At 55.3% G+C, this 25,368-nt stretch carries 21 protein-coding genes; 6 read left to right on the top strand and 15 right to left on the bottom strand.

Features of this window, described 5'->3' with window-relative positions:
• Positions 1-12: 12 nt before the first annotated feature.
• Entirely contained in the window at positions 13-423 is a 411-nt protein-coding gene (locus XM38_RS03585; RefSeq protein WP_080808892.1) for an NINE protein, read from the bottom strand.
• A gap of 349 nt (positions 424-772) precedes the next feature.
• Here XM38_RS03585 and XM38_RS03580 point away from each other — a divergent pair, with 349 nt between their 5' ends.
• Positions 773-1,687, top strand: a complete 915-nt coding sequence (locus tag XM38_RS03580) for a J domain-containing protein (RefSeq protein WP_080808895.1) — start codon at positions 773-775, stop codon at positions 1,685-1,687.
• Between the two features lie 190 nt (positions 1,688-1,877).
• Positions 1,878-2,195: a DUF1825 family protein gene (locus XM38_RS03575; protein WP_080808897.1), complete on the top strand. Its 318-nt coding sequence runs from the start codon at positions 1,878-1,880 to the stop codon at positions 2,193-2,195.
• 198 nt (positions 2,196-2,393) lie between these two features.
• On the opposite strand, the gene XM38_RS03570 is transcribed toward XM38_RS03575, so the two are convergent.
• A complete protein-coding gene (locus tag XM38_RS03570) occupies positions 2,394-4,313 on the bottom strand; it encodes a transglycosylase domain-containing protein (protein WP_080808900.1) in 1,920 nt (639 codons plus the stop codon).
• Between the two features lie 85 nt (positions 4,314-4,398).
• On the opposite strand from XM38_RS03570, the gene tyrS reads away from it, so the two are divergent.
• The gene (gene tyrS / locus XM38_RS03565; RefSeq protein ID WP_080808903.1) at positions 4,399-5,622 is read left to right on the top strand and encodes a tyrosine--tRNA ligase; all 1,224 of its coding nucleotides are present in this window, start codon (positions 4,399-4,401) and stop codon (positions 5,620-5,622) included.
• 751 nt (positions 5,623-6,373) lie between these two features.
• The gene (locus XM38_RS03560) at positions 6,374-7,420 is read left to right on the top strand and encodes a hypothetical protein (protein ID WP_080808906.1); all 1,047 of its coding nucleotides are present in this window, start codon (positions 6,374-6,376) and stop codon (positions 7,418-7,420) included.
• 327 nt (positions 7,421-7,747) lie between these two features.
• On the opposite strand, the gene XM38_RS03555 is transcribed toward XM38_RS03560, so the two are convergent.
• The 8 genes from XM38_RS03555 to XM38_RS03520 form a co-directional block, all read right to left on the bottom strand.
• A complete protein-coding gene (locus tag XM38_RS03555; protein ID WP_080808907.1) occupies positions 7,748-8,848 on the bottom strand; it encodes a tocopherol cyclase family protein in 1,101 nt (366 codons plus the stop codon).
• Complete coding sequence (locus XM38_RS03550) at positions 8,841-9,599, bottom strand: M48 family metallopeptidase (protein ID WP_225889174.1); 759 nt, start codon at positions 9,597-9,599, stop codon at positions 8,841-8,843. The genes XM38_RS03555 and XM38_RS03550 overlap by 8 nt, the downstream gene beginning before the upstream one ends.
• 65 nt (positions 9,600-9,664) lie before the next feature.
• Positions 9,665-10,735 carry an ABC transporter ATP-binding protein gene (locus tag XM38_RS03545; protein WP_080808913.1) on the bottom strand — a complete coding sequence of 357 codons (1,071 nt, stop codon included), beginning with the start codon at positions 10,733-10,735 and terminating at the stop codon, positions 9,665-9,667.
• Between the two features lie 55 nt (positions 10,736-10,790).
• Positions 10,791-11,678 carry a carbohydrate ABC transporter permease gene (locus tag XM38_RS03540; RefSeq protein WP_088429103.1) on the bottom strand — a complete coding sequence of 296 codons (888 nt, stop codon included), beginning with the start codon at positions 11,676-11,678 and terminating at the stop codon, positions 10,791-10,793.
• On the bottom strand, positions 11,678-12,589 hold the full coding sequence (locus XM38_RS03535; protein WP_080808916.1) for a carbohydrate ABC transporter permease: 912 nt from the start codon (positions 12,587-12,589) through the stop codon (positions 11,678-11,680). The genes XM38_RS03540 and XM38_RS03535 overlap by 1 nt, the downstream gene beginning before the upstream one ends.
• 52 nt (positions 12,590-12,641) lie before the next feature.
• Positions 12,642-13,973: an ABC transporter substrate-binding protein gene (locus XM38_RS03530; protein ID WP_449271857.1), complete on the bottom strand. Its 1,332-nt coding sequence runs from the start codon at positions 13,971-13,973 to the stop codon at positions 12,642-12,644.
• A gap of 273 nt (positions 13,974-14,246) precedes the next feature.
• Positions 14,247-14,690, bottom strand: a complete 444-nt coding sequence (locus XM38_RS03525) for an NUDIX hydrolase (protein ID WP_088429101.1) — start codon at positions 14,688-14,690, stop codon at positions 14,247-14,249.
• 161 nt (positions 14,691-14,851) lie between these two features.
• A complete protein-coding gene (locus tag XM38_RS03520) occupies positions 14,852-16,042 on the bottom strand; it encodes a sensor histidine kinase (RefSeq protein ID WP_080808918.1) in 1,191 nt (396 codons plus the stop codon).
• Between the two features lie 579 nt (positions 16,043-16,621).
• Between XM38_RS03520 and XM38_RS03515 the strand changes: the two genes are divergently transcribed.
• Positions 16,622-18,667, top strand: coding sequence for a GAF domain-containing protein (locus XM38_RS03515; RefSeq protein WP_088429099.1), 2,046 nt, complete (start codon positions 16,622-16,624; stop codon positions 18,665-18,667).
• Complete coding sequence (locus tag XM38_RS03510) at positions 18,576-19,568, top strand: sensor domain-containing diguanylate cyclase (RefSeq protein ID WP_187329261.1); 993 nt, start codon at positions 18,576-18,578, stop codon at positions 19,566-19,568. The genes XM38_RS03515 and XM38_RS03510 overlap by 92 nt, the downstream gene beginning before the upstream one ends.
• On the opposite strand, the gene XM38_RS03505 is transcribed toward XM38_RS03510, so the two are convergent.
• The 5 genes from XM38_RS03505 to XM38_RS03485 all read right to left on the bottom strand — a co-directional run bounded on the left by XM38_RS03505 (position 19,556) and on the right by XM38_RS03485 (position 25,306).
• Positions 19,556-20,140 (bottom strand): YHS domain-containing (seleno)protein, encoded by a 585-nt coding sequence (locus XM38_RS03505; RefSeq protein WP_187329260.1) that lies wholly within the window; start codon positions 20,138-20,140, stop codon positions 19,556-19,558. The genes XM38_RS03510 and XM38_RS03505 overlap by 13 nt on opposite strands.
• A 200-nt stretch (positions 20,141-20,340) precedes the next feature.
• Complete coding sequence (locus XM38_RS03500; RefSeq protein WP_080808927.1) at positions 20,341-20,841, bottom strand: GNAT family N-acetyltransferase; 501 nt, start codon at positions 20,839-20,841, stop codon at positions 20,341-20,343.
• A gap of 102 nt (positions 20,842-20,943) precedes the next feature.
• A complete protein-coding gene (locus tag XM38_RS03495) occupies positions 20,944-21,342 on the bottom strand; it encodes a hypothetical protein (RefSeq protein ID WP_080808929.1) in 399 nt (132 codons plus the stop codon).
• A gap of 129 nt (positions 21,343-21,471) precedes the next feature.
• Positions 21,472-23,487 carry a DICT sensory domain-containing protein gene (locus XM38_RS03490; protein WP_080808932.1) on the bottom strand — a complete coding sequence of 672 codons (2,016 nt, stop codon included), beginning with the start codon at positions 23,485-23,487 and terminating at the stop codon, positions 21,472-21,474.
• 328 nt (positions 23,488-23,815) lie between these two features.
• The gene (locus tag XM38_RS03485) at positions 23,816-25,306 is read right to left on the bottom strand and encodes an ammonium transporter (RefSeq protein WP_088429097.1); all 1,491 of its coding nucleotides are present in this window, start codon (positions 25,304-25,306) and stop codon (positions 23,816-23,818) included.
• Between the last annotated feature and the right edge of the window lie 62 nt (positions 25,307-25,368).

The raw sequence follows: 25,368 nt of genomic DNA, 5'->3' as shown, positions 1-25,368 counted from the left end.
ATAGGGGGATAGTTATCTATAGGTATGGTCCAGCAAGGTGCGGCGCTGAGATTCAAACTCATACTCTGAAATCAATCCTTCTTGCCGCAGGTGCTCTAGCTCCCGCAGGGCCGTCGCCAACTGTAAGGTGAGGGCGGGAGCGGCAACGTCGGTCTGCCCTGCTCCTAATGCGGCTGGGTTTACCTTAGCGGCTACTCGGGCCTGAAAAGCGGACTCTGGCTGAGTCAGATACCAAACAGCTTCAATGGCGCAGGCAATCCGGGAAATTTGGGTCCACCCTAGGATAAGATAGAGGGTCCCCCATCCTGGCTGTCCTAGGTAAAACTTATGTAAGCCAGCCAAAGGAAAGGGGGTTGGCGTCAAGGCGCCTACCAAGGCAAGGGTGACGGCTATCCGGCGATCTCGAGATATGTTTGATGTCATTGCACAACAGACCCTACTGACCACAGGTACCTGCATTCTAGGGAGCTTGGGATAGGCACTCTCATCCTAGGGACTCAACCAGAGCTTGGGCCAGAGATTAGCAAGGATTGACGACTTCATCCATGCTGTCGAAGAAATGTCAATCCAAATTTTACCGGCTTTGTCAAAAACAGTCAGGCAGGCGAAATCTTTAGGGACATCTACGGAAACGGGCGGAGTTCATTATGCTAGACAAGAGTGCATTATCCAAAAGCCAGCTTGGTCTGGCCCATTTCTATCTCTAGAGTTCATCGCCCAGGCTATGGTATGCCTGTCGGTCAGCTGATTATGGTGCCAAGCGACGATTTGCATGACTGGATCCTTTCCCTCTCAGGACTGGTTGAAACAATTTTCCGATCCCTATGCGGTATTGGGAGTGTCTGTGGCGGCGGATGATCGTCGCATTCTCAAGCGTTACCGTCAGGTGGCCAAACAGTTACACCCTGATGTCCAGGCCTTGCAGGGAAGGGCTGAGAATGAGTTTATTCATCTACTGCTGACACGACTGGTCAATCCCGCCTATCAGCGCCTAAAGCAAGAAAGGGGACGGGCGGAGGCGCTGGCAACTCTGCGATTCCGGGTACGGCGGCTGAGTCGGGACGAGCGGTTGCAGGCAAAGCATCCTAAAGCTAAGGCGTTATTGACAATTGCTGAGGCCGAGGTGGATACGTTCTACGAACAAGCCCTCGACCAGTTGGCGGCTAATCAATATTCGTCTCAGGCAGTCTTCGAAACTACTACTCGCCAAATCGCCGAGCTGAACCTCATCTACTTGCGTCGCAAGATGGGGGAACCGGTGATCCGGGAGAAACGGACGGGGTTGGTGTCGGCGACCGAGGTTAATTCTGTCTCGTTGACCAACGCCGAGGCAACGGCGGAGCAATCCACGGTTAACTATGCCGACCGCCATGTGCAACGGGCTCGAGCCTATCTCAAGAGTCAGAATTATGTGGCGGCCATCCAAGAGTTGCGAGATGCTGTGCGGATTGAATCGAATAACAGCGATTACCATGTGCTGCTGGGGCGAGCCTATCTGATGAATAATTTACCCGGTATGGCTAAGGTCCATTTCCGCCAAGCACTACGGTTAGATCCGCGCCATTCTCTCGCCCTCAAATATGCTCAGCAGCTGAAGTTGGATCTCAGAGATCTGCCGGGCCAGTCTTCCTCCCAGCCCAAGAAAAGGGGTGGTGGCTTTTTTGGCCTCTTTGCTCGTCGTCGTTAGGGTGCTCTATTGGCAGGTGGTAGGGTTATCTCCCCTTTGCTCAAAGGCCGACAATCTTTAATCTAGAGGTATTACTATGGTGCGATTCCTTCGGAAAGCTTTGCTAACACATCTGTGACTTCGGCAAAGGTTGAGCATCACTTTATCTCTACGACTTGTGTTCCTACAGGCACTGAGAGTGTAACTAACAATGGGATTTTTTGACTCAGAAATTGTCCAACAGGAGGCCATGCAACTGTTTCGGGACTACCAGTCCCTGATGCAACTGGGTAGTAACTACGGCAAGTTCGATCGCGAGGGCAAAAAGCTCTATATCCAACAGATGGAAGATATCATGGAGCGCTACCGCATTTTCATGAAGCGGTTTGAGCTCTCCGAAGATTTCATGGCCCAAATGACCGTTGAACAGTTAAAGACCCAACTCGGTCAATTCGGCATGACTCCCCAGCAGATGTTTGAACAGATGCACCAGACCCTGGAGCGAATGAAAGCCGAGATTCGGGAATAACTCCCTGTGACCTACCATTACTCTTGAGCAAGCGACACCTATGGCACTTATAGGGCAAGGGAGCATACTCTATAGCTGCGACGTTGCAGCTGCCTGTTCAGCATTCTCACGCATCCTCTCAGCTCGATTGTTTTCCTCGGGTAATAGCCTGCTGACGCGGATACGAGTAACGTCTTCCCTAGCTCCTTAGTCCATATATCAGGGGCGGACAAACTCCGACGGCTTACGGAACGATTCCACCGGAACATCCTGCAGAGCCCGCTGCATAAAATCTTTCCAGATCGGGGCCACAAAGCCACCACCGGTTGCCCTAGCTCCCAAAGGACTGTAGTCATCGTTGCCCACCCACACTGCCGTTGCCAACTGGGGGACATAGCCCACAAACCAGATATCTCGCTGGGAGTCTGTAGTCCCTGTCTTGCCTGCCGCCGGCCTGTCCAAGCGAGCTGCTGTGCCCGTACCTCGATTGATCACTCCCTGCAGCACATCGGTGAGAGCGGCTGTGGCCCAGGGATCTAGGACCAACTGGGGCTTAGGGCGATTATCCAACAGGACATTGCCACTGCTATCAGTCACCTGCACGATAAAGGTAGTGGGTGAATGCCAGCCGTTACTGGCAAAGGTGGCATAGGCTCCAGCCATTTCCAGGGGAGTGAGATCTACAGCTCCTAGCGGCAGCGATACCACCGGCTGAATCGGGCTAGTAATGCCCAGGGTGCGGCAGACCGCAATAATTTGATTTACTCCTACCGCTTGGCCCAACTTCACCGCCGGCACATTGCGAGATAGCTCTAGGGCACGGCGGATGGGCATATTCCCCATGTAGGAGCCATCGTAGTTTTTGGGGGTGTAATACTCATACCCATCGGGGTAACTGACTGGCGTATCGGCCACCAAACTATCCGGGGTATAGCGGCCAGAGGCGAAGGCAGTATAGTACACGAAAGGTTTGAAGGCCGAGCCCGGCTGCCGGTGGGCCTGAATCGCTCGATTAAACTGGCTGACACTGTAGTCGACTCCCCCCACCATGGCTTTGACAAAATGGGTGCGGGGATCAACCGCTACCAGAGCCATCTGATCAGCATAGAGTCCCCTTTGACGCAACAGGTGATGTTGTCGCTTCACGGTGGCCTCTGCAATACGCTGCAACTCTAAGTCAATGGTGGTCTGGATTCGCATGCCGCCCTTGAGTACGGCTTCCTGGCCAAACTGCTCCTGCAACTCCTGCACCACTGCCTCGGTCACGTAAGGAGTGGCACTGGAGCGAAATGAGGTAATCTGCCCCACCAACAGCGGCTCTTCCTTAGCTTGGGCCTCCTCTGTAGAGCTGATCCAGCCCAGTTGCTGCATCCGGTTCAACACCGTTGCCTGGCGTTGCTTGGCCAAGGCATAGTTGACAAAGGGGCTGTAGTCCTCCGGAGCCTGAATCAAGCCGGCCATCAGTGCCGCTTCTGACAAAGATAAATCCGCCGCCGACTTATTGAAATAGCTCTGGGCTGCCGTCTCTACCCCGTAGGTGTTGTGGCCCCAATATACCTGGTTGAGGTACATCTCCAGGATTTCGTCTTTGGAGAAAATTTGTTCTAATCGCAGGGCCAAGACCGCCTCAGCCACCTTGCGACTGAGGGTTCGCTCTGGGGTCAGAAACAGATTTTTGATCAGCTGCATGGTGATGGTGGAACCGCCTTCCACCGTCGCCCCAGCCTGCATATTGGCCAAAAAAGCTCGCCCCACACTGCTGGGGTTGATGCCATTGTGGGTGTAAAAGTAGCTGTCTTCAATGGCCAGCACCGCCCGTTTCAGCTCCGGTGAAATGTCATTGAGATCCACCACCTCACGATTGGCCTCATCATGGAGACTATAGAGCAGGGTGCCGTCAACGTCGTAGATATAGCTGGTTTCGCTGGGCAGGTAATTGCGCAAAATACGCACATCGGGCAAGTTGCGAAAGCTAATGGCTAATCCTACCAGACCGCCAGCCATCACCGAACTCGCCAGCATGGTCGTGCCCAAGAGGGTGGCTACCGTCACCTGGCCAACATCTTGAAAAAACGTCAAGAGATTGGACGATTTAGTGACGGATGCAGAGCGGGATTGTCGAATCGTGGGACTAGACACAGCGACTCCAGGCTGACAAAGAATAGTATTGATTGGCTCCAAGTTCTGCAATTATAGGAGTTTGGGATTGAGAGTGCACAGAGCCATGTCATCCAACCTACCCGCCGAGGAGTTTCCCTGGATCTATCGCGGCATTGCCGAAGTATTTCCCGACAACCCCGAAATAGCGGATCCTTATCAGAACTTGCGGCAACGGTTGCGGCAAGCGAATCGCCCTCTGCGGGTGAAGTTGGGCATTGATCCCACCGGTGCTGAGATTCACCTAGGCCACAGCATCCCGGTACGGAAGCTGCGGGCTTTTCAAGATGCTGGCCACACGGCGGTGCTGATCATCGGTGACTTTACCGCCCGCGTCGGCGACCCCACTGGCAAGTCAGAGGTCCGTCGCCAACTCACCGAGGCCGAAGTGAAGACCAATGCCCAGACCTATCTAGAGCAGGTGCGACCCATTTTAGATTTTGACACCCCTGGACGCCTAGAGATTCGCTACAACTCTGAGTGGCTGTCCCAGTTGGCCCTCAGCGATATTCTGGAGCTGTTGAGCACCATGACTGTGGGGCAGATGCTGGCCAAGGAGGGCTTTGCCGAGCGCTATGGCCAGGGGAATCCGATCTATCTGCATGAGTTCCTCTACCCGCTGATGCAGGGCTATGATTCCGTTGCCGTGCGGGCAGACGTGGAATTGGGGGGGACTGATCAAAAATTTAACATTGCCGTGGGTCGAGACTTGCAGCGCCACTTTGGCTTAGAGCCCCAGTTTGGGATGTTGATGCCCCTACTGCTGGGGACCGATGGGGTCCAGAAGATGTCCAAATCCCTGGGTAATTACGTGGGATTGCAAGAAGACCCCCTCTCCATGTACTCGAAACTGGAGAAGGTCCCGGATCATCTCATCGCTGGCTATGTTCAACTCTTGACCAAGCTGGCCGCAGACAGCCTGCCCGAGAATCCGCGTCAGCGACAACAGTGGCTGGCCCTAGAAATCACCCGCCAGTTTCATGGAGAAACGGCGGCCAAGCAGGCCCAGGAGGCTGCCATGAGCCTGGTCAAGGGCAATGGTGCCCCAGCCAGCGGCGTCCCCGAATTTTCCCTGGCCCAGGTGGAGTTTCCGGCCAAGCTGTTCTATGTGTTGGGGGCTAGTGGCCTCTGTGCCAGCAGCAGCGAGGCTCGCCGCCAAATCCAGGGGGGAGCAGTGAAACTGGAAGGCGAGAAGGTCGACGATGCCAACTGCCAGTTTGAGTCCCCTGACGCTTTGTTGGGTAAGGTCTTGCAGGTGGGTAAAAAGAAATTCGTGCGGTTAGTGGCCTGAGTATGGAGGGAGAGGGGGAGTAGATGGGTGATGGGGTGTTGGGGTGGCGTAAAGAGTGAAGGGTGAAGGGTGAAGAGTGAAGGGTGAAGAGTGAAGAGTGAAGAGCTTGCCCTGTAAGGCTTCCAGCCAGGCTCCGCCAAGTGCGTCAGCGGCTCCGTAGGAGCAACGCAGTCGTTTCGCCAAGTGACATGAAAGGCTTTGCCTGCCCGGAGGGCATAGGGTGAATAGTGAAGAGTAGGTCGTGTCGATGAAACTGGGCAAGCTATGTGCGGCGGGGAAGAGACTCACGGGAGCATGGAAAAGGCAGAAGGCAGAGGCAGAAGAAGGCAGAAGGGTCCCTTGCTCCCCTGCCGATGCAACGCGATCTTGAACGACCAATCGACATACCTTTCCGCGGGGTCCAGGGCGGCGGAACGCCCTGGTCGTAGGAGTCCGAGGGGAACGAGATCCCCTCGGGCGAGCTCTCTGGCTTGCAAAACTAAGTGCGGTCTGATCGAGGTCGATTGTTTCTGACCGACACCCCCTCCCGCAGGGTTCAGGCGGTAGTTCGACGATGACCAACATTACACCCTCATGCCGGGCAAGCGCAGCGCCAGATGCGGCAATGACGGATAAACGTTTTCCTGGCTGATTAACCGGATTTCATATTATTAAGAGAGTTGCAGTTGAGATAACTGCAATACGTTAGGGTACGCAGTATCCTTAAAACTTTGCTCTCCAGTGGGGCAGTTGCATTTCACCAGCGGGAACCATGGCTCGACAAAAGACTTCCCAATCGACAGATACCTTAGCTCCCACCGAGTTACACCAGCAGCTGGCAAGGCTGCAAGAAGAGCGACAGTGGTTGCTCAAACAAATCCGCCGCAAGCGGACTGAGCTGGACAATTTCATGCAGCAGATGCGGGAGTTGGTCACCGCGTTGTTTCAGCAAGGAGCCAGTCTGTTCAGCCAGTTGCGGGATACTGACGTAGAGATTCATGCTCTATTTGAGCAGATCCTGACCCGACGCAAGCTGGGTAAGCGATCGCATCAAAAGGTACGGGATGTCTATGAGTCTCTACAACTGCAGGGCATCATCAGCTGTCGATCGTTAACGGACGATGACGGGTTTTCAGAGTTTGCTGCAGGCTATACCGACTTCCCTGATGATTTCTCAGCCCCGGAGATGCCATCGGAGCCGGACCCAGCAACCGCTGATAGTCCGCCTCCAGCTCCAGGGACAGCGTCGGCCCCATCCTCTGACCACCGCACCTTTCGCCAAACCTTCCTGCGTCTAGCTGCCATTTACCACCCGGATCGGGCTGACAGTGAGGATGCCCAACGGCAAAATACCGAAGTGATGAAGGAAATCAACCGGGCCTACAAGTCTGGGGATTTTGCGCTGCTGCTGGAACTCGAACGACAGCAACAGCAAGGAGACTTAGCTCCAGACACGGTTACTGCCAAAGATAACCTGGAGCAGCAGTGTGAGCGGCTGGTCCAAGAAAACAACGGGTTACGGCAGCAGTATGACGGCATCAAGGCAGAATTGCGAGAACTGCGGAATAATACCCAGGAGGGCATGATGGTCACAACTTACCGTAAAGCCGCTAAGGAAGGCATCGACTTCATTGACGAGCTTTTGGGAGAGACGGAGGCAGAATTGGCCTATTTAGAAAAGATTCGTGAATTTGTCCGCGACTTTTGCGATCGCAAAATCACTCTGAAAGAGTTTCTAGCTGGGCCACAATCCGACTCCCCAGAAGACCTGATGGACATACTAGAGCAAATGTTTGACCTATCAGTGTACATGCCATAGGGAAGCCTAACTTGACAGTGCGAAGTTCTTCTCTAGCTGCAGGCAGGCTCTAAAAAAGAACATTCCTCTGCCCAAGGGCCACGGAATGTTCGAAACTAGCTGACATAACCACCCAAGGTATAAAGCCGTTGACCAATGGTTTGCTCGTGGTTTTGAGCAAATTCAAACCGTTCCGATGATTGCCCTGAGCCCGGCGTGGCTTGATGTCGCCATGGCTAAGGGGCGTTATCGGGGAACTCTCAGGCTTTGCTATCTAGGACAGTAAACTCAGTGAGTTTGGGGTCGGTCTCAAGTTGATAGCGCTGGGGATAGATCATCCGTTTTGATCTAAGCAGTCTCCCCTAACCAGGGGCCTAACCAAGGGCCACCGCCCACTTCTAGGCCACATTGCTGACTATGGGCCTCTAGCAGGCAATGGCGCTGTCCCTTCGTTTTCTGCCACAGCCGCAACTGCAGGTGCCCGGCCATGGTATCGCGACAGCAAACCATCAGCCCCTGGCGGGTGGGGGCGCGCAGCGGCGTACCGGGCCGCTCGGTGGTGCCCAGCAACTCCACCGCATAGTCTGAGGTCTCGGCCTGCATCTGCCAGCGGCCCCAGGGCTGCACCTGCCAAGCCACAGTCCCATTCCAGGGAACGAATTCATAGAACCGACCCCGGTGGTGGATGCCCACCATGGCCACAGATTCCATCCAGGCCAGTACCTGACGCCGCCCTCCTCCGGCAGTCAGAGCCAGGTCGGACTCATCGATGAAGGCGTTGCAGTTGAACCAAAACCATTTCTGGGGGAAGGCGCCGCCCCAGTTTTTTTCGCTATAGGCCGGGGCCTGGGTAAACCGATGGCGTTGGCCTTGCCAGTCAATCCAGCCGCTGGCCAGGCCATGAGCCATGAGAATCTGCCACCCGGGCTCGAAGATTTGAAACTGGGATAGCCAACCGGCGGTGGATTGCTGTGGCCATTGGGGAGATCCCCAACCATAGACGGGACGAGTCTGGTACTGCCAGGTGGCCGTTTGCCCCGTGGCTGGATCCTGCAGATGGCCCTGATGCCAGGTGGCGGTGACCTGATAGCCTTCCTTGACTTGGGTGGCGAAGGTCTGGGCTGGTAAATAGCGCGGCGGACTGGGGGGACCATAGCGCCAATGCCCTAGGCCCAGGGCCTGGGGCCAGGCCCAAAAGCGGGTGACATCGGGGAAGGTGCGGCAGAGATAGGCATCCGCCGGCCCCAGAATCTGAGCACTGCCACCGCTATGGGGCTGGCCTCCGTGGGGATCTTCGATGGAGTACATGAAGGCAAAGGTTTCGCCCACCTGGGGTAGGGTGACGCGGAAATACCATCCCTCGAAGAAGCGACGGGGTTGCCCCTGCCAGTGATAGCCGCTATGGGGGGTCTGTAAGGGGGCAGGTGAATCCAGGCGATCGTTATCCATCTACCCACCGGGGGACGTATTGCCAGGCCTGTTTGAGGGCTTGGCGGCGGGGGGGATAGTCGGGCATTTTATCGGCCACCAACTGCCAGAAGTCGTGGGAGTGGTTCATGTGGATGGTGTGGCAGAGCTCATGGACGAAGACGTACTGCACCAGGTCTGGCGGTAGGAACAGGAGTTTATAGTTGAGGCTAATGTTTTGCTGACTGGAGCAACTGGCCCAGCGAGTCTTCTGGCCACGAAAAGAGATGCGGTTGAAGGGCAAGTCTAGGTCGAAGCTGAGTTCCCGCAACCAGGGGGCCAATCCGGCTCGGGCTCGACGGGTTAACCATTGTCGTAACAGGTCAGCGATGGGGTGAGGGTCGGCCAATGGTCCCCGGAGGCTCAGGTGGTGTGTCCCCGTGTGCACTAGTTCTAAGCGAGAGCGCTGGCTGGCGTCGTAGGTAATGTGCCAGGTTTCTTGATGCGATCGCACCTGCAGACAACTGGGCCGCTCGTCGAAGTGTTCGGGGGCCAACTCCTGGCGCTGTTGCGTCAGCTTAGCCATATGGCGGCTAATCCACTGACGTCGCTGAGCCACAATAGTCGGCACCTGCTGCAGATCATAGCCTTGAGGGACGACCACTTCGATGTCGCCGTGGACCGAGATTTGAATCGAGACATGGCGGGCTCGGGTGCTTTCACGAACCCGGTAAGCTGGCACCTCTCCCCCGGCATCAGAAAATAACTCAAGTTGCTGAGGTCCAGACTTCACAGCCGTATCCAGCCATCTCCCCATGGATATCTCAGCAGAGATCTGGGGGGATTGCAACCAGTCGGCTAAGACCCTAACCGTTCTTCCGTATCGGCGTTGAACCAATGGAGTAACTGCGGCGGCAAGGCCAACTCAATATTGTCGCGGCTCCAGTCGGCATCCGATGGCAACAATGCCCGTAGGGTGGTGTCGTCAGTACCATGAATGCGCACACTGATCAGAGTACTCATCCCCAGATTCTCCACCAGGAAGACATCTCCGCGAATCGTCTGCTGGTCACCGGGTTGGGGCAGGCGTACATGCTCCGGGCGAATGCCCATGACGACGCTGGGGTGCGGGGAAATTCCCTCGGGTAAATCAATCCTGAAATCCCCCAGCAATACCGACTTTTCCACCCGTTCCAGGGTGATTAAGTTCATCTGGGGACTGCCGATGAAGCCCGCCACAAAGCGGTTGGCCGGTTTGCGGTAGATGGCATCGGGGGTGCCCAATTGCTGCAGATGGCCCTGACTCAGCACCGCCACCTTGGTAGACAAGGTCATGGCCTCGGTCTGGTCATGGGTGACATACACCACTGGGGACCGCTGAGCTTCGAAGATCTGCTTCAGATCGGCCCGGACCTGCTCCCGCAGTAAGGCATCTAAGTTACTCAAGGGCTCGTCTAACAAAAATGCCTCTGGCTCCCGCACTAATGCCCGACCCAGGGCGACTCGCTGCCGCTGTCCCCCCGATAGCTGAGAGGGCCGGCGATCGAACAGCTCATCTAGGCCCAGCACGCGCGAGGCATCTTGAATCCGCTTTTGGATATCCCCCGCCGGTAGACCCCGCAGCTTCAACCCAGAGGCCATATTTTCATAGACCGTCATGTGGGGATAGAGGGCGTAGCTCTGGAACACCATGGCGATATTGCGCTCTTTCGGCGGCAGCGGCGTGATGTCTTTGTCGCCGATCAGCACCTGGCCTGCCGTCGCCTGTTCTAAGCCGGCAATCAAGCGCAAGATGGTGGACTTACCGCAACCAGAGGGGCCGACCAAGGTGAGAAACTCGTTATCCTCGACGCTGAGGCTGAGTTCCTTCACCGGCACCACTTTGCGGCTGTAGGCTTTGGTCAGATTGTTTAATTTGAGCTTAGCCATGGGTCTATCTGCAGATCTTCTCGATAATCAACGGCAATCCCAGCGGGGCAGGTCCCTATCCCTTCACGGAACCAGCGGTCAGACCCTGCACAATCTTGCGCTGGAAGAACAGCACCAGCAGCACCAGCGGTAAGGTACCAATCACGGTAGCCGCCGCCAGCGGTCCATAGGGCACTTCAAACAGGCTGGTACCGCCCAACTGAGCCGCTGCCACTGGAATCGTCTTCATCGACTCCCGCGTGATGAACGTCAGGGCAAAGATAAATTCGTTCCAGGCGAAGATGAAGGCCAAGATGCCAGTCGTCACTAGGGCCGGCCAGGTCATCGGTAGCAGGATTTCCCAGAGCATTTGCAGCACGTTGTAGCCATCCACCTTGGCGGAGTCTTCGAGGTCTTTGGGAAGCTGCTGGAAGAAGCTGCGCATGACCAGAATCGTCAGCGGCATGTTGATGGCAGTATAGGGGATGATCAGGGCCAGGTAGTTATTGGCCAGTCCCACCATTTGCACCAGTCGCAGCAGGCCCAGAAACAGCAGAATGTAGGGGAATAGGGTGACGCCCATGACGCAGGTGAGCACGATGCGTTCACCGGGAATTCGCAACCGAGCCAGGGCATAGGCGGCGGGTGAGCCAATCCCCAGACACAGCAGGGTAGAAATCACCGAGACCAGGGCGCTGTTGAAGATGTAGACGTAGAACTGATTGCGGGTGAAGAGCTGGATATAGTGCTCTAGGGTGAGCTGCTCCAGACTGGGAAAATAGACCACCGGATTGGCGGTAATGGCCGGGTTTGTCTTGATGGAGGTCAACAGCTCCCAGACGGGGGGACCGAGGCTAAACAAGACGGTAAAGACAACGGCGGCCCACATCGCGATTTTCCGCCAGGGAACGCTGGGTTGCCCGGCGCTCTGGGTGGGTGTGATCGGTTCTGGTGCGGTTGTCATTACTCTTCAACCCCCGTTGCGGTACGAAATTTGGAGATATAGAAACCTGCGATCGCAACCACGGCAATCAAGATCAAGAAGGTGACGACCACCAGGGCGGCTCCATAGCCGAAGTCCAGGTAGCGCATCACCGTGTCGTAGATGTAGAGCGATACCATCTCGGTAGCTCCCCCGGGACCGCCGCCGGTCATCACCAGGACCAAATCGAAGATGCCGAAGGCCAGGGCAAAGCGGAACAGCATGGCAATCAAGATCTGCGGCATGATCAACGGCAGCGTGATCTGCCGAAAGCTCTGCCAGGGAGAGGCGCCGTCGATGGCGTGGGCCTCATAGAGATCCTGGGGAATCGACTGCAGCCCGGCCAGCAGCAGAATCGCCACAAAGGAGGTGGTCTTCCAGACGTCGGCGGCGATCACCGCCACCATGGCCCAGACCGGATCCCCCAGCCAACTAATGGGCTCCTGCAGAATGCCGAACCAGTTGATCAGCATGTCGTTCCAGACACCGAACTGGTCATTGAAGATCCAGCGCCAGGCCAGGGCAATCAGCGCCGTCGGCAACGCCCAGGGCAGAATGGCGATGGTACGGACCCAGCCGCGGCCGCGAAAGCCCTGATCTAGGGTGAGGGCAATGCCCAGGCCCAGCACCAACTCGATCACCAGAGACACCACGGTAAACACGGCGGTGTTCCACATGCTCTGCCAGAAGCGGCCATCCAGGACCAGACGCGTATAGTTGTCGAAGCCGGTGAAAACCGTCTCTAGATTGGTGCTGAGGTTTTCCGTAAACAGGCTCGACACGAAGGCCCAGATGATCGGATAGGCGTACACCAACAGCAGCACCAGCACGGCCGGAATCGTCAAATACCAGCCCGTGCGTCGCTCTCGTTGGCGAATGTAGTCTTGGGTCATGGTGCGATCGCAACGTCACATCAAAACAATAGCTAGCAGCCAGCTCACAGCCCTAGGAAGACTGCCGAGAAATAGTCCCCAGCACGCGGCGGCTCTCGCCTGCTGCTCGCTGCATAGCAGCCTCAGGCGTCATCTGATCGGTCAGCGCCGAACTCAGATAGCGCTGCAAGATATCAGACAGCTGGGCGTACTGACCCACCGGGGGCCGGGGCACGGTGGCTGCAGCCACCTCTAGCAGCTGCTCATAATGGGGAAACTTAGCCAGAATGTCGGGATCGGTGAACAAGTCCCGGCGGCTGGGGACATAGGCATGTTCCAGGGCAAATTGTTTCTGGCCCCGGCGGCTGGTGAAGAACTGCACCACTTCCCAAGCCTCTTCCGGATGTGGTGTACTCTTGGCAATGCCAAAGCCCCAACCGCCCAGACAGGCTGCTGCATCTTGGTTGGGGGCGTGCACCATCGGCTTCAGCGCAATGTTGCCTTGCACCGGAGAGTCTTCCTTATTGGCTTCTGCCCAGACGTAGGGCCAATTGCGCAAGAAGGCGGCGTTGCCATTCTCAAACACTCGCAGCGAGTCTTCCTCCAAGTAGTTGGTGACCCCTGCCGGTGAGATCTCTTCAGTGATCACATCGCGCATGAACTCCACAGCCTGCACTGCCTCGGGCTGATCGAGTCCCACGTCCAAGGTCTCCGGGTCGATCCAAAAGCCACCGTAACCCGCCACGATTTCCACAAAGTTAGTCACCAAGCCTTCATACTGCAACCCTTGCCAGACATAGCCCCAGGGCACATCCGTCTGCTCCTGGATAGCTTGGGAAGCCTCGATTAGATCAGTAAAGGTGTCCGGGGCATCCATGCCCAGCTGCTCGAGTAAATCGGTGCGATAGTAGAGCATCCCCATGGCGGTGCGGAAGGGCATCCGGTAGAGTCCCCCCTGATATTGCCCCGCGGCCACATCCGCATCCAGAAATTGAGCTAGTTCCGACTCACTGACGCGATCAGACAAATCCATCAGCCAGCCCGCCGCCGCAAACTTAGGGATCCAGACCACATCGGAGTACACCAAGTCGTAGGGCGAATCCCCCAGCAGGAATGACGTGGTATAGAGATTTTCGACGTTGTCGGCAGCGTTGGGTCCCTCCACCATGTCGATCTTGATGTTGGGATGTTCCGCCTCGAACTCATCAGCCAAAATCTGAAGCTGTTGGGCTTCCACCGCCCGCACTAGAAACGAAATCGTGACCGGCTGCTGCGACCACGCTACCCACCATCCGGCCCCGACAACGACTAAAGCTGCCACTAAGGCCAGGGCAATCTGCCGCCCTGAACGGTGTATTTGCGTAGCTATCCAACGCTTGAGCGTTTCCAGTCGATTATTTCCCAACACAGTGTGTTCCCAAACCGGCAACCTGCTCCAGGACTATTAGATCGTCTGCGCGTCTCGTCGGCGCGACGATCACTCCTGGCACAATTTAAGACAGCCCCATTAAACTGGGTCGACTTGAATTTCCGCCTCTATCCAAGGCATGAATTTTGGTTCCACGTGGGAGAAGTGAAGAATAACGGGTGACGAGTCACCAGTGACGAGTAACGAGTACAACGAATCACCCTTCACCCTTCGACTGCGCTCAGGGCAAGCTCTTCACCCTTCACTCGATCAGGTATCAAAGGACGGGTAGTGTTCTAGGAACATCAGCAAAATCTCTTGGTGGGGGGGCCCCAGGGGACGCTCCTCTTGAGCTTTGGGAGAGTAGCAAGCTCCACGTCGAACATCTGCAATGCTGCAGAGCCCTAAATCCCAGCCTTCGTTCAGCTGCAGTGACTCGACGGGGACGGTGAGAGGGCCGTGAAAGACGTTGCGGATAATGGTGTTTGACATGCGCCGCTGGAATAGATCTAGGCGAGGAGGGGCATAGCCAATCTCTTCTAGTAATTCCCGCTTCACCCCGGTGAAAGCGTCTTCGCCCGGCTCTAAGTGGCCGCCAAAGAAGGCCCAATAGCCTGGATATAGAATGTTGGGGATGTTATCTCGCAGCTGTAATAAAAAGCGCCCCTGTTGATAGAGCACTGCGATCGCAACTTCGACTGGCGGATTACCCATGGACCTCCTCACCGGCTCAGTCATCGTGCCATTGAACCGACCCCATTATCCCCTGACCCTTGCTGCAATGCCGTCAGCCACCACACATCCACCTGCCTCAGGCGGCTACCCTAAGCCCAAGGATGGCCCCAGGATGCCTGGGCGATAGGGTTCAGTCGCGTCTACTCAGGTTGCAGCAGTGGCAGTGTCACCGTAAACACAGATCCCTGCCCCACCTCAGAGGTGACCTCAATAGTGCCATTCATCAGCGTGACGATGCGTTGTACGATAGCCAGCCCTAATCCGGCACTGCCTTCTGCCTGGGGAGACGGCTTGGCCTGAACGTAGGGATCAAAAATGCGGGCTCGATCGGCTGCTGAGATACCGATGCCGGTATCCGCCACCGTGATCTGCCACCCATCAGATTCTAGGGAACGGCAGGCAATTCTGACCCTACCCTCATCCGTGTAATGAATTGCATTGGCCACCAGATTGGTGACAATTTGCTGCAACCGTAGCGAATCGGTCAGCACCTCCTTAGGAGCATCTGCCATATCAACCGCCAAGTTCAAGTTTTTTTCTACCGCCAGGGGTTCTAGGGCATCTTCAATGATTTCTTGGATCAATTCACCCACGTTGACAGGTTCTAAATTAAGCTGAACTTGCCCTTCGTTATACCGAGAGATTTCCAACGTGTCGTTAATGATTTGCAGTAACCTGCGGCCATTCCTCAACACCCTTTCTAGGCCATCCAAGTTGGTGGTCACATCCTTGCCCTTCAGTTTCTTGCGCTGTTGCCGCAGCAGCAAACTGGAATGGCCAATAATCGAGTTCAAGGGATTCTTGAGCTCATGGGCCATGAAAGACAGACTCTCTTTTTGAGCCTTGACCAGACGAATTAACTCTTGGTTAGTCAGGGTTAACTGGCCTTGTATCTGCCTAAGCTCCGTCAAGCGAGACTCAATATAACTTTCTAGGCTAGCCGAAATAATCTCATCTAACACATCATCGATGGTACGTATTGCACTTAAAATTTCGGCCGGGGAACCGGTTAATAAATCCGGGTCTAATGCCAATAAGACCGTTTGCCTCAGCAGTCGATATTCCCGTACAATCTCGGCAGTATCATAGCCCTGCTGAGCTCGCATAGAGCCATGATACAAGCTTCGCCGCTCCAATCTTTCCCCATCATGAAGCTGATGATGGGACAACAAATTGGCTAATTCCTGCAGCACTTCTGGCAAGCTATTTCTGATCGCCTGATGGGTTAACTTGCGGGTACTTTCAATCTCAGTATCTTGATGAACAGAGTTAATCCAGTTCTCTACAACCTGATCGATTTTCTCTGCCAGAGACTGTCCTAAATCTCTCATCCTTCAGCCCCAGTTTAACAAGCTCAATGCTTAAGCAAAGCGTATCTATCCCAACTCATTAGCTTCCTTAAAGAGGCTACGCTGATGTTAACAGCCTCTTTGATTGCACCCTAGCCGATCTTAAGTTTAGACTGTCTCTGTCTGTCCGGAATTCTGTTAGTAATATGCCTCATGGACAAGCTCCTCTGAAGATCTCCAGATAACTCAACCGACCCTCTCATCATGTGCCAGGGACAAGGCTTGCTTACAGCGAAGGGCGATTAGCAACAGCAACGACGTGATCGAGCGGTAATTTACATTATTGGCGGCATTATCCATGGCAGATCCAACGAAACCTATGGGTATCCTAGGAATATCTCATGCTCAACATCTCCTTAGGATAGCGCACTTAGCATCCATGTTTGTTTGTCGGGCATTCCCAGGGTTAGCAACTCGCTTGAGGCCGTTTGACGTCATGTCGTCGCTACTAGTATCGGTCCAAACTATTCACAGCTTCAGCCAAGAGCAGTGGGGGCTGCCGAAGACACCATCTAGGGTTGGGTATGGTTCCTGCCCAGGCGATGACCAGCAGGTATATCAGTGAATCAGCCCAACCATAACGCGTATCGAGGAGATGCCTCTGTTGAGGCTAGCAGTGAGTCCGACCGACTCGCTGAATTACGGCATTATCCAATTCTGAACACCCCGCCAGACGAAGCGTTTGATCGGATTACTACCCTGGCGGTGCGCCTTTTCTCGGTGCCGGTAGCACTGATCGGTTTTGTGGGATGCGATCGCATCCGGTTCATAGCCCACCAGGGCCTAGATCCCCAACACACTGACCGCGCCCCCCTCTGGGACGCCGCCCTGCAATCGGACGATATCTACACTGTTACCGATACTCGGCAACTCCCCGCCTGCCTGGCCAACCCCTGGATAACCGAGGAATTGGGCATGCGCTTCTACGCTGCCGCCCCCCTTAAAACCCCAGATGGCTATTCTCTGGGAGTCCTCTGCCTCCTGGACGAGCATCCCCGCACTCTAGCCGCAGACGACAGAGCCACCCTGCGGGATCTAGCCGCCATCACCATGGATGCCTTAGACCAACGGCGAGTCACCCAGCCGGCCCAACCCACCCCCGACTCCCTCCTCCCCCAGCTTCAGGCCCTAGTGATGAATATGCCGGGCATGGTCTATCGCTACTATCCCCAGACCGGCCCTCGCCCCCATCGCTTCACCTTCGTCAGCCCCCAGGCTCGAGATCTGTTGGAACTGGCTCCCGCGGCTATCCTGGCAGATGCCGATACCGTCATCGACCTCATCCATCCTGAGGACGTAGACACCTTTGAGGCGTCTCTCACCCATGCCATCGAATGCTTCAGGCCCTGGTCTTGGCAGGGGCGCATCATCACCCCATCAGGACGGCTGAAATGGATCCAGGGACGCTCTCAAGCCCAACGGACACTCGAGGGAGAGGCCTGGGACGGTTTGTTAGTAGACATTAGCGATCGCAAACAAGCAGAAGCGACCCTAAGACAAGAATTTCAGAGGCTTTCGGCTCTCATTGCCCTGCAGCAAGACGTGGCCATGCAGTCGCCCCATCTAGATGCCGTCATGGCCGTGATCACAGAGCGGGCCCAGCAACTAACCCACGCCGACGGTGCCGTAGTGGAACTAGAGGACGGGAATCACCTGGTCTATCGAGCCGCCACAGGGTTAGCCCAGCCCCATATTGGCTTGCGCTTAGACATCGCCCACAGTCTCTCTGGTCAGTGTCTGACCAACGGCACCCTTCTCCAGTGTGATGACGCCGAGACAGACCCTCGGGTCGATCGGGCGGCCTGTCGTCGCATGGGACTACGCTCGATGGTGGTGGTGCCCTTGATTTATCAAGCCAACCGGATGGGGATTTTAAAGGTATTCTCCGGCTCCCCCTCTGCCTTTAAGGAATCCGACATCCAAACCTTACAAATCATGGCCGGTTTCTTAGCCGCTAGCCTGCATCTTGCCTCTGAATTCGAGGCTAAAAATACCTTGCTGCAGGACTTACAGGCTAGCGAGAGCCGCTATCGCTCCGTCATCTCGGCCCTATCAGAAGGGGTTGTCGTCGTGCAGGCCGACGGCACCATTACCGCCTGCAATGCCAGTGCCGCCACAATACTAGGGATACAGCCTGAGGACGTCATCGACCGCAACCTAGCCCAGCTGGGGCTACAGGTGATCGCCGCAGACGGCTCCCCCCGCTCCTTCGACGACTACTCGATTGTCAAGACCTTCCGCACTGGCCATCCCAACACCAATGTCGTGAATGGCATTCTCAGGCCAGATGGCAGCACTGTCTGGGTGTCCAGTAATACCCAGCCGTTGTCGCATCCTGGTGACTCACGCCCTTATGCCGTGGTGGTCTCATTTACCGATATCACCGAGCTGAGACACTCGGAAATTGCTACCCTAAAGCGCCGAGCCCAGCGAGAACGCCTGCTTCAGCCAGATCACCCAACGGATTCGGCAAAGTTTAGATCTAGACGACATTCTCAACACCACCGTGATCGAAGTGCGTCAGTTTCTTCAAGTCGATCGGGTGCTGATCTACCGCCTCTTTCAGGACGGTACTGGCAGCGTCATCGCCGAAGATACTGCTGCTGAGTGCGCCTCAATCTTGGGCGCAACCTACTCAGCTGATGTATTTTCCCAAGACTGTCACGATGCCTACATCAAGGGCAAAATCGGCGCCATTGACGACATCGAAGCCAGCGACCTGATCCCATGCTTGGTGGAGTTCTCGAGGCAACTGGGCATCAAAGCCAAGTTGATCGTTCCCATCGTGCAAGACATCTACCCCTCCGATGGCACCCAGACATGGGCCGATATGGGCGTATCCTCTTCTTATCTCTGGGGATTACTCATTGCCCACCACTGTAGCCCTCACACTTGGCAATCCTGGGAGATCAAATTACTGCAGCAACTATCGCTGCAAATTGCCATCGCCATTCAACAGTCTCAACTCTACGAACAGGTACAATCGGCGAATCGACACTTAGCCTATTTAGCCAGCCACGATGGCCTGACCCAAGTGGCCAATCGCCGTCGTTTCGACACGTATCTGCAGCGGGAATGGGGGCGCTTGGCCCGAGAACAGGGTCCCTTAAGCCTGATTCTGTGTGACATTGACTATTTCAAACTCTATAACGATACCTATGGCCACCCCACTGGTGATGTGTGCCTAGTGCGCATCGCCCAGGTCTTAGACCAGGTAGCCAAGCGCCCCGCCGATTTAGTGGCCCGCTATGGTGGCGAAGAATTTGCCCTAGTGCTGCCCCAAACCAATCAAAGTGGTGCCATCCAAGTGGCCGAAACCATTCAAGCCGCCATCGCCCAGCTGCAGATTCCCCACGAGACCTCCCCGATTGCCCAGCACATCACCCTCAGCCTCGGGATCGCCTGTGCAATTCCTACTCCCGAAAAATCAGCCCAGTCCTTGATTGAACAGGCTGATCAAGCCTTGTATATCGCCAAGCAACAGGGGCGCGATCGCTATTGTCTCTGAGGTGATTGCGCTAAGACGCCTGGCCAGTTTTGATCTGCCTTGGCGATATTGCCGGGCACATCCTGGCTCCAACGGCGCTGAATCCGCTGGTCATAGTTGAGATATAACTTGCCATCTACAATTTTCCAAGCATTGGGATCGATGCCGGCCGTATAACCTTGGCTCAGCGCCCAGGCACAGAAGCCTCCGTATTGTGGGGCATATTGGGCCGGGTTAGCGATAAATAAATCCCGATGCTCAGCGGTGGAAAATTGCCAGGTGGCCCCGCCCCAATCATAGCTAAAGGCTGCCTGGCCAGGCACATAGCGACCCTGGGTGAAATAGGCCACCGGATCGGCCCCGGCAATGGCAATGCCATCGTCAGCAAATACGGCTGGAGGTTCTGCAGAAGCGGCTTCGGAAGGATTTTGGGAAGGCGTCTCGGATGAGATCGCTTCGGGGTCCGCAGAGGCCTCTACAGTCTCAGTGACCTCTGGAGTCTCGATCACAGCCTCTAGATCGGGGGCTGGCTGACTGCAGGCGGCCAGGAAGATTAACCCTAACAGGCTTAACAGAGTTGAGGATTTTCCCATGATACAGACGTCTCCATTAAAGACAGTTTCCAAGACAGTAGAGAGGATGGCGTCCCTGTCAGATCGCTCAGCGGCCTAGAAATTACTCCCATAGCTAAACCAGGCGCTGCCTAACTGCAACTGTCCTCAGCATCGGGACAGTTGTGATATTTCTAGTCATACTCGGCCACCCTGAGTCATGGCTGAGAAGTCGCTGTGATTTAGCGATTCAATCGATAGAGATCCATCTGCAGGCCATAGAAGAGCGTTTCCTTGACGTAGCTCATCCCCAGCTTTTGCAATACCCTCACTGATGCCGTGTTTGCCCGCTCGACCAGGCCGAGTAGGTAAGGCAGCTGGCAGCGATGAAAGCCGTCATCAAGCGCTGCCCCAGCGGCTTCAGTGGCCAATCCTTGCCCCCAAATCGTCGGATCGAGGCGATATCCGAGTTCGGGCTGCTCTTGGCCATCGATGGTCTCTATGGCAATGCCACAATAGCCAATTAAGGTGTGGTTCGATCTGAGCATCACTGCCCACTTACCAAACCCAACGGCCTGGTACGAGATCATAAATTGTTCGATTTTTGCCTGCGTCTGGGCCGCAGACAGGATTCCTGTGGGAGAGAACTTCATGACCTCTGGGTTAGCAAGGATGCGTGCGAGTGCTGGCAGATCTTTCCGTTGAAAGTCACGCAGAACTAGGCGTTGGGTCTCAATCCACATGGCAAGGCGACGGTGATGCGACCGACCTCATTAGCTGACTATACCCTTTAGAAATCCCCCAAGGAAATACTCGGGGGATGAGGGTGGATCTCCCGATGGGAGTCACTTTTTCTTGAGGTCGCGAGCCATATCGCGAAAGGCATCTAGGCTCTTATCCGCCGCTCGCCGATCGAATCGGTAAGCCGCCTGAACCGATTCCTGTTGATCATCTGTCCCATTCATCGCTGGCGATTGAGGCTTGGCTTGGGGCACACTATTGGCATCCAAAGACGCGCTCTTCATCGCCGAGATTTGTCGCACACTTTCTAGTTCTTCGCTCACGCCTTTTTTGCGGGCAAAGGTGCGTTTGATCGTCTTAGCCTTGCGCATGTAATCGATATCGCCATAGGTCTTGGCATCATCTGGGGTCAGGAAAACCGCCTTGCCTTGGCCTTGTTCTGAAGACTGCGTCTGCTCTGACGACCGCTTGCCGCCAAACAATTTGCGAATGAATCCAGTCATGGAACCTGCCACCTTCCTGCGTCACTAAACGTTAGTCCTAGAGGGGGTTTGAAGCGTCTATCGAGGCCATGGGCAACGTCACGCTGAGAGGCATTGTCCAGCTCAGCAGCTAGGAGAATTCTCGTGCGGCTAGGAACGCCGCCGATTAGAGCGGGATGGGGATTGCGACCGTCGCCCTAGGCGAGTCGACTCTGTCTCTAGGCTGTCTTGTGCTGCCGGCACTGTGAAGTGGAACTGACTGCCTTGATCCTTGCCGTCGGAGGTAGCCCAGATCTGACCACCCAGCCCTTCTATGATTTGCCGACACATGGCTAGCCCTAATCCCGTACCACCGGTGGTTCGCCTGAGGGCACCTTCTTCTTGATAGAACCGGTCGAAGACGATCTCGAGTCGTTGTGGTTCGATGCCACGGCCTGTGTCAGCCACCGTAACTTGGACTGTGGCCGGATCCGGTTGGGTTGCCTGAATTAGGATGCGATCGCGTTCACTGGTAAACTTGCAGGCATTATCCAGGAGCTTCACCAGTACTTCTACCAACCATTCGCCGTCGGCTCGCACCAACGGCAATGTCTTTGGCAGGGTGACGTCGATCTGGGCGCAGACTTGCTGGCCATGGTGAGTCTGCACACTACTGAGGGCTAAATCCACACACTCCTGCAAGGACAACGATTCCAAATTCCACTCAATGCGGCCACTCTCCAGCCGAGAGAGGGTGAGAAAGTCTTGAACCAACTTGCGCATGCGTTCGGCATCATCGAGGGCCGACTGCAGCATGACCTGACTCAGTTCTGGGGGCATATCAGGCTCATGGGCTAGGCTCTCTAAGCACACCTGAATCGTGGACAGCGGTGTGCGCAGTTCATGGCCAGTAATGGCGATTAGGTTGCTACGGGTCCGCTCTAAATCTTCCAGTTGCTGGTTAAGGTCTTGCAAATGGGCATAGGCCTCGGCTTGGATGATGGCTAAGCTGAGCTGAGTTGCGATCGCATCGACTAGCGCCTTATCATCCTCACTCCAGCTATGGGGCGTCGCCTGGCAGTGATGCAGCTCAATCATCCCCAATAGGCGCTGCTGATGGATTAAGGGCACCATCAACCAAGAGCGAATCCGCCAGCGCTGGATCAACTCCTTCAGGGCCTGCACATCCTGGCGTAAAGTGGCATCGGCTGCCGCCGTATCCTCCACCGCGAGCATCTGCTGCTGTTGCTGCACCCGCTGGAACAGAGGATTATTCGCCAACGGCCACTGCTCTCCCAACAACGACGGCAGCGACGGCTGCAAATATTCATACTGAATCGTGACCTGATCGCCATCTTGGCTACAGCGATAGATCAAACATCGACACACCTGCAAGACCTGTCCCAGCTCTCGCACGGCAATTTGAAAAATTTCCGACGGATCCAAAGAGTGGCGAATTGCTGAGGTGATCGAGTTGACCAGACGCTCCCGACGCTCCTGAGCTGACATGGCCTTATAGGCCTTCAACAGCTTGTACTGCCCAGCCTGGAGATACGTCACCAATCGCTGAGCAAAGGGATCTGAGCCAAACCCATCCGAGGGCACCGTAATGGCCACACCCGGCTGACAGCACAGCTGCTGGGCCTGAGCAATCTTAGCTTCCAGCTCGGGGCGATAGCCCTTAATTCGTGCTAAGAGCATATTGGCTGCCCGCTGAGCAACCTGGCGATCTAGGGTCCAAATTCCCTCAAATCGGCGAGTTTGCTCCAAGGCCGGTGATCCAGGGCCTCGATTTACCAACGTCACAGGAGACCGTTCCCGGCAAATCAAGCAGGCGCTATACTCCTGGCCAATCACCACCAAATGCCATTCCTGCGTCAAACTGTCATCGGCTTCAAAGGCGATGGTTTCATAGGCATTCGAGCAATGGTCAAAACCACTGCCTCGAGCTGATAACACATACACTTGATCGGTAATATCAGCAATTCTCAGATAGCGATTTGCTTCTTGGCGATAGAACCGGGCCTGCTGAAAGCTGGCAATGACCAACGGTCGATCAGTGCCTGCCAAGACCTGATCTTCCATAGCATGAGACAGCGCCGTCAGTGACGTCTTGAAATAAAGCTGAGCCCTCAGCTGAGGAATCGTCCGCAGTAATTCTTCTACAACAGAAGCCGAGTTGCGCATGAACTATGTCGAACCAGCGTCTCAGGACGTCACTGTGAAATCAGTTTGCCAACAGATACAGCTTACTCGTCGAACCTGGCTATCACACAACTAGCGCTATAACCTGCTGATGCCAGGCCCGGTGCATCACCCCTGAGGCTACTCTATCAAGGTATCTACACCCATTGGCAGACCGCGTTACCAATATCCATCTTTATGCAAAATGGCCCGATTGTGGGCCATAGACTCATAAATCAACTGACTCATAAGCTAACTGAGCGAGCTCTATCAAGGGCTCGCTCAGTTAATCTAGCAGGCTACTGAAGACACTAACCCATCAGCGACAGGGCTAAGATACGCCGCTCATATCACTGGTGTCCTTGAGAAAGCCACTGTAGGCTTCCATGCCGTGCTCACCAATATCCAAGCCCTTCATCTCTTCTTCCGGCGACACCCGAATACCAAGCGTTGCTTTCAAGATAGACCAGAAGATGCTGGCGGCCACGACGGTGAACAAGCCAATGGATAGAATCCCTAGGATCTGCAGCCCCAGTTGAGCAAATCCACCCCCATAGAATAGCCCCGCAATTCCTTCACCACCTTGGGTAAAGTTATTGGGGTTGGCAAATAGCCCCACAGCCAGGGTTCCCCAGGCACCACATACCAAGTGTACGGAGACCGCTCCCACAGGATCATCGATCTTGATGCTGTCAAAGAAGCCTACCGACAGAACCACGATAATGCCAGCGATCAATCCAATCCAAAAGGCTCCGGCATAGCCCACCACATAGCAACCGGCGGTGATACCCACCAAGCCAGCCAGAATACCGTTAATGGTCATGGATAAGTCTGGCTTACCGTTCAATGCCCAGGAGATGAAGGTAGCAGCCACACCACCTGCAGCAGCGGCAATGTTGGTAGTCACGGCAATGTAGGGCACAGCTAGATCTGCCGCTAACTCAGAGCCGGGGTTAAACCCAAACCAGCCGATCCACAGAATCAAGCAGCCCAGCGTCGCAATACTGAGGTTATGCCCCGGCAGAGCATTAACTTGTCCATCCTGATACTTGCCAATGCGGGGACCGAGGAAGGCAGCCCCCATCAGAGCAGCCCAACCGCCAACCGAGTGCACCACGGTAGAGCCAGCAAAGTCATGGAAGCCCATGCCCCCGAGCCAACCATCACCGCTCCAAACCCAGTGACCCGTGATTGGATAGGAAATCCCGGTCAGCAGCACACTGAAAATAACGAAGTCAATAAACTTCACCCGTTCTGCCACGGCTCCAGATACGATCGTGGCCGCTGTACCGGCGAAAGCAGCTTGGAACAGGAAGAACGTGTCCTTGCTTAAGCCGCCGTCGGCAGAGAGACCGTATAACTCAGGCGCTCCGCCTAGAAAGACGCTACCCCAGCCGATAAAGCCAGCCCCGGCCCCAAACATGAACGAGAAGCCGATAAACCAAAAGGCCAAGGTGGCCAGAGCAAAGACGATCAGGTTCTTAGACAAGATATTGACAGCGTTCTTCTGGCGGCAAAAGCCCGTCTCCAACATACCGAATCCGGCATTCATGAAGATCACCAGGAAGGCCGCAATCAAGACCCAGATGTTGTCCAAAACAGTTTGGACATCAGCCGCCATGATCTCATCTTGAGCTTGGGCAGCCACGCCCCAACAGGCCACAATAACTAGGGCCAGGGGTAAGCAGGCTAGCCAAGTCCAGCGAGTCCGACGACCCATGAAATTTCGCAGCGCCTCATCAAATTGAGGCACATTAGTGTCCCAGAAGGCGGACGACCGCCTCCGAGACGACGATTTCTTGCGCAGCACTAGTCTAGACATCTCGACAGACGTTCCTTCAACACAATCCTTCAACACAATCAGACAGCAAACACGGCCTCAGC

It is taken from the genome of Halomicronema hongdechloris C2206 (assembly GCF_002075285.3).
In the GTDB taxonomy this organism is placed as follows: Bacteria; Cyanobacteriota; Cyanobacteriia; order Phormidesmidales; family Phormidesmidaceae; genus Halomicronema_B; species Halomicronema_B hongdechloris.
The sequence above is the reverse complement of the archived record's forward strand: the minus strand, read 5'-3'. Positions and strand labels throughout refer to the sequence as shown.

What these genes read in the sequence shown, in the direction of transcription:
- XM38_RS03585 (WP_080808892.1), bottom strand. Translation starts at nt 423, where the DNA reads ATGACATCAAACATATCTCGAGATCGCCGGATAGCCGTCACCCTTGCC.
- XM38_RS03580 (WP_080808895.1), top strand. Translation starts at nt 773, where the DNA reads ATGACTGGATCCTTTCCCTCTCAGGACTGGTTGAAACAATTTTCCGAT.
- XM38_RS03575 (WP_080808897.1), top strand. Translation starts at nt 1,878, where the DNA reads ATGGGATTTTTTGACTCAGAAATTGTCCAACAGGAGGCCATGCAACTG.
- tyrS (WP_080808903.1), top strand. Translation starts at nt 4,399, where the DNA reads ATGTCATCCAACCTACCCGCCGAGGAGTTTCCCTGGATCTATCGCGGC.
- XM38_RS03560 (WP_080808906.1), top strand. Translation starts at nt 6,374, where the DNA reads ATGGCTCGACAAAAGACTTCCCAATCGACAGATACCTTAGCTCCCACC.
- XM38_RS03555 (WP_080808907.1), bottom strand. Translation starts at nt 8,848, where the DNA reads ATGGATAACGATCGCCTGGATTCACCTGCCCCCTTACAGACCCCCCAT.
- XM38_RS03545 (WP_080808913.1), bottom strand. Translation starts at nt 10,735, where the DNA reads ATGGCTAAGCTCAAATTAAACAATCTGACCAAAGCCTACAGCCGCAAA.
- XM38_RS03540 (WP_088429103.1), bottom strand. Translation starts at nt 11,678, where the DNA reads ATGACAACCGCACCAGAACCGATCACACCCACCCAGAGCGCCGGGCAA.
- XM38_RS03535 (WP_080808916.1), bottom strand. Translation starts at nt 12,589, where the DNA reads ATGACCCAAGACTACATTCGCCAACGAGAGCGACGCACGGGCTGGTAT.
- XM38_RS03525 (WP_088429101.1), bottom strand. Translation starts at nt 14,690, where the DNA reads ATGGGTAATCCGCCAGTCGAAGTTGCGATCGCAGTGCTCTATCAACAG.
- XM38_RS03520 (WP_080808918.1), bottom strand. Translation starts at nt 16,042, where the DNA reads ATGAGAGATTTAGGACAGTCTCTGGCAGAGAAAATCGATCAGGTTGTA.
- XM38_RS03505 (WP_187329260.1), bottom strand. Translation starts at nt 20,140, where the DNA reads ATGGGAAAATCCTCAACTCTGTTAAGCCTGTTAGGGTTAATCTTCCTG.
- XM38_RS03500 (WP_080808927.1), bottom strand. Translation starts at nt 20,841, where the DNA reads ATGTGGATTGAGACCCAACGCCTAGTTCTGCGTGACTTTCAACGGAAA.
- XM38_RS03495 (WP_080808929.1), bottom strand. Translation starts at nt 21,342, where the DNA reads ATGACTGGATTCATTCGCAAATTGTTTGGCGGCAAGCGGTCGTCAGAG.
- XM38_RS03490 (WP_080808932.1), bottom strand. Translation starts at nt 23,487, where the DNA reads ATGCGCAACTCGGCTTCTGTTGTAGAAGAATTACTGCGGACGATTCCT.
- XM38_RS03485 (WP_088429097.1), bottom strand. Translation starts at nt 25,306, where the DNA reads ATGTCTAGACTAGTGCTGCGCAAGAAATCGTCGTCTCGGAGGCGGTCG.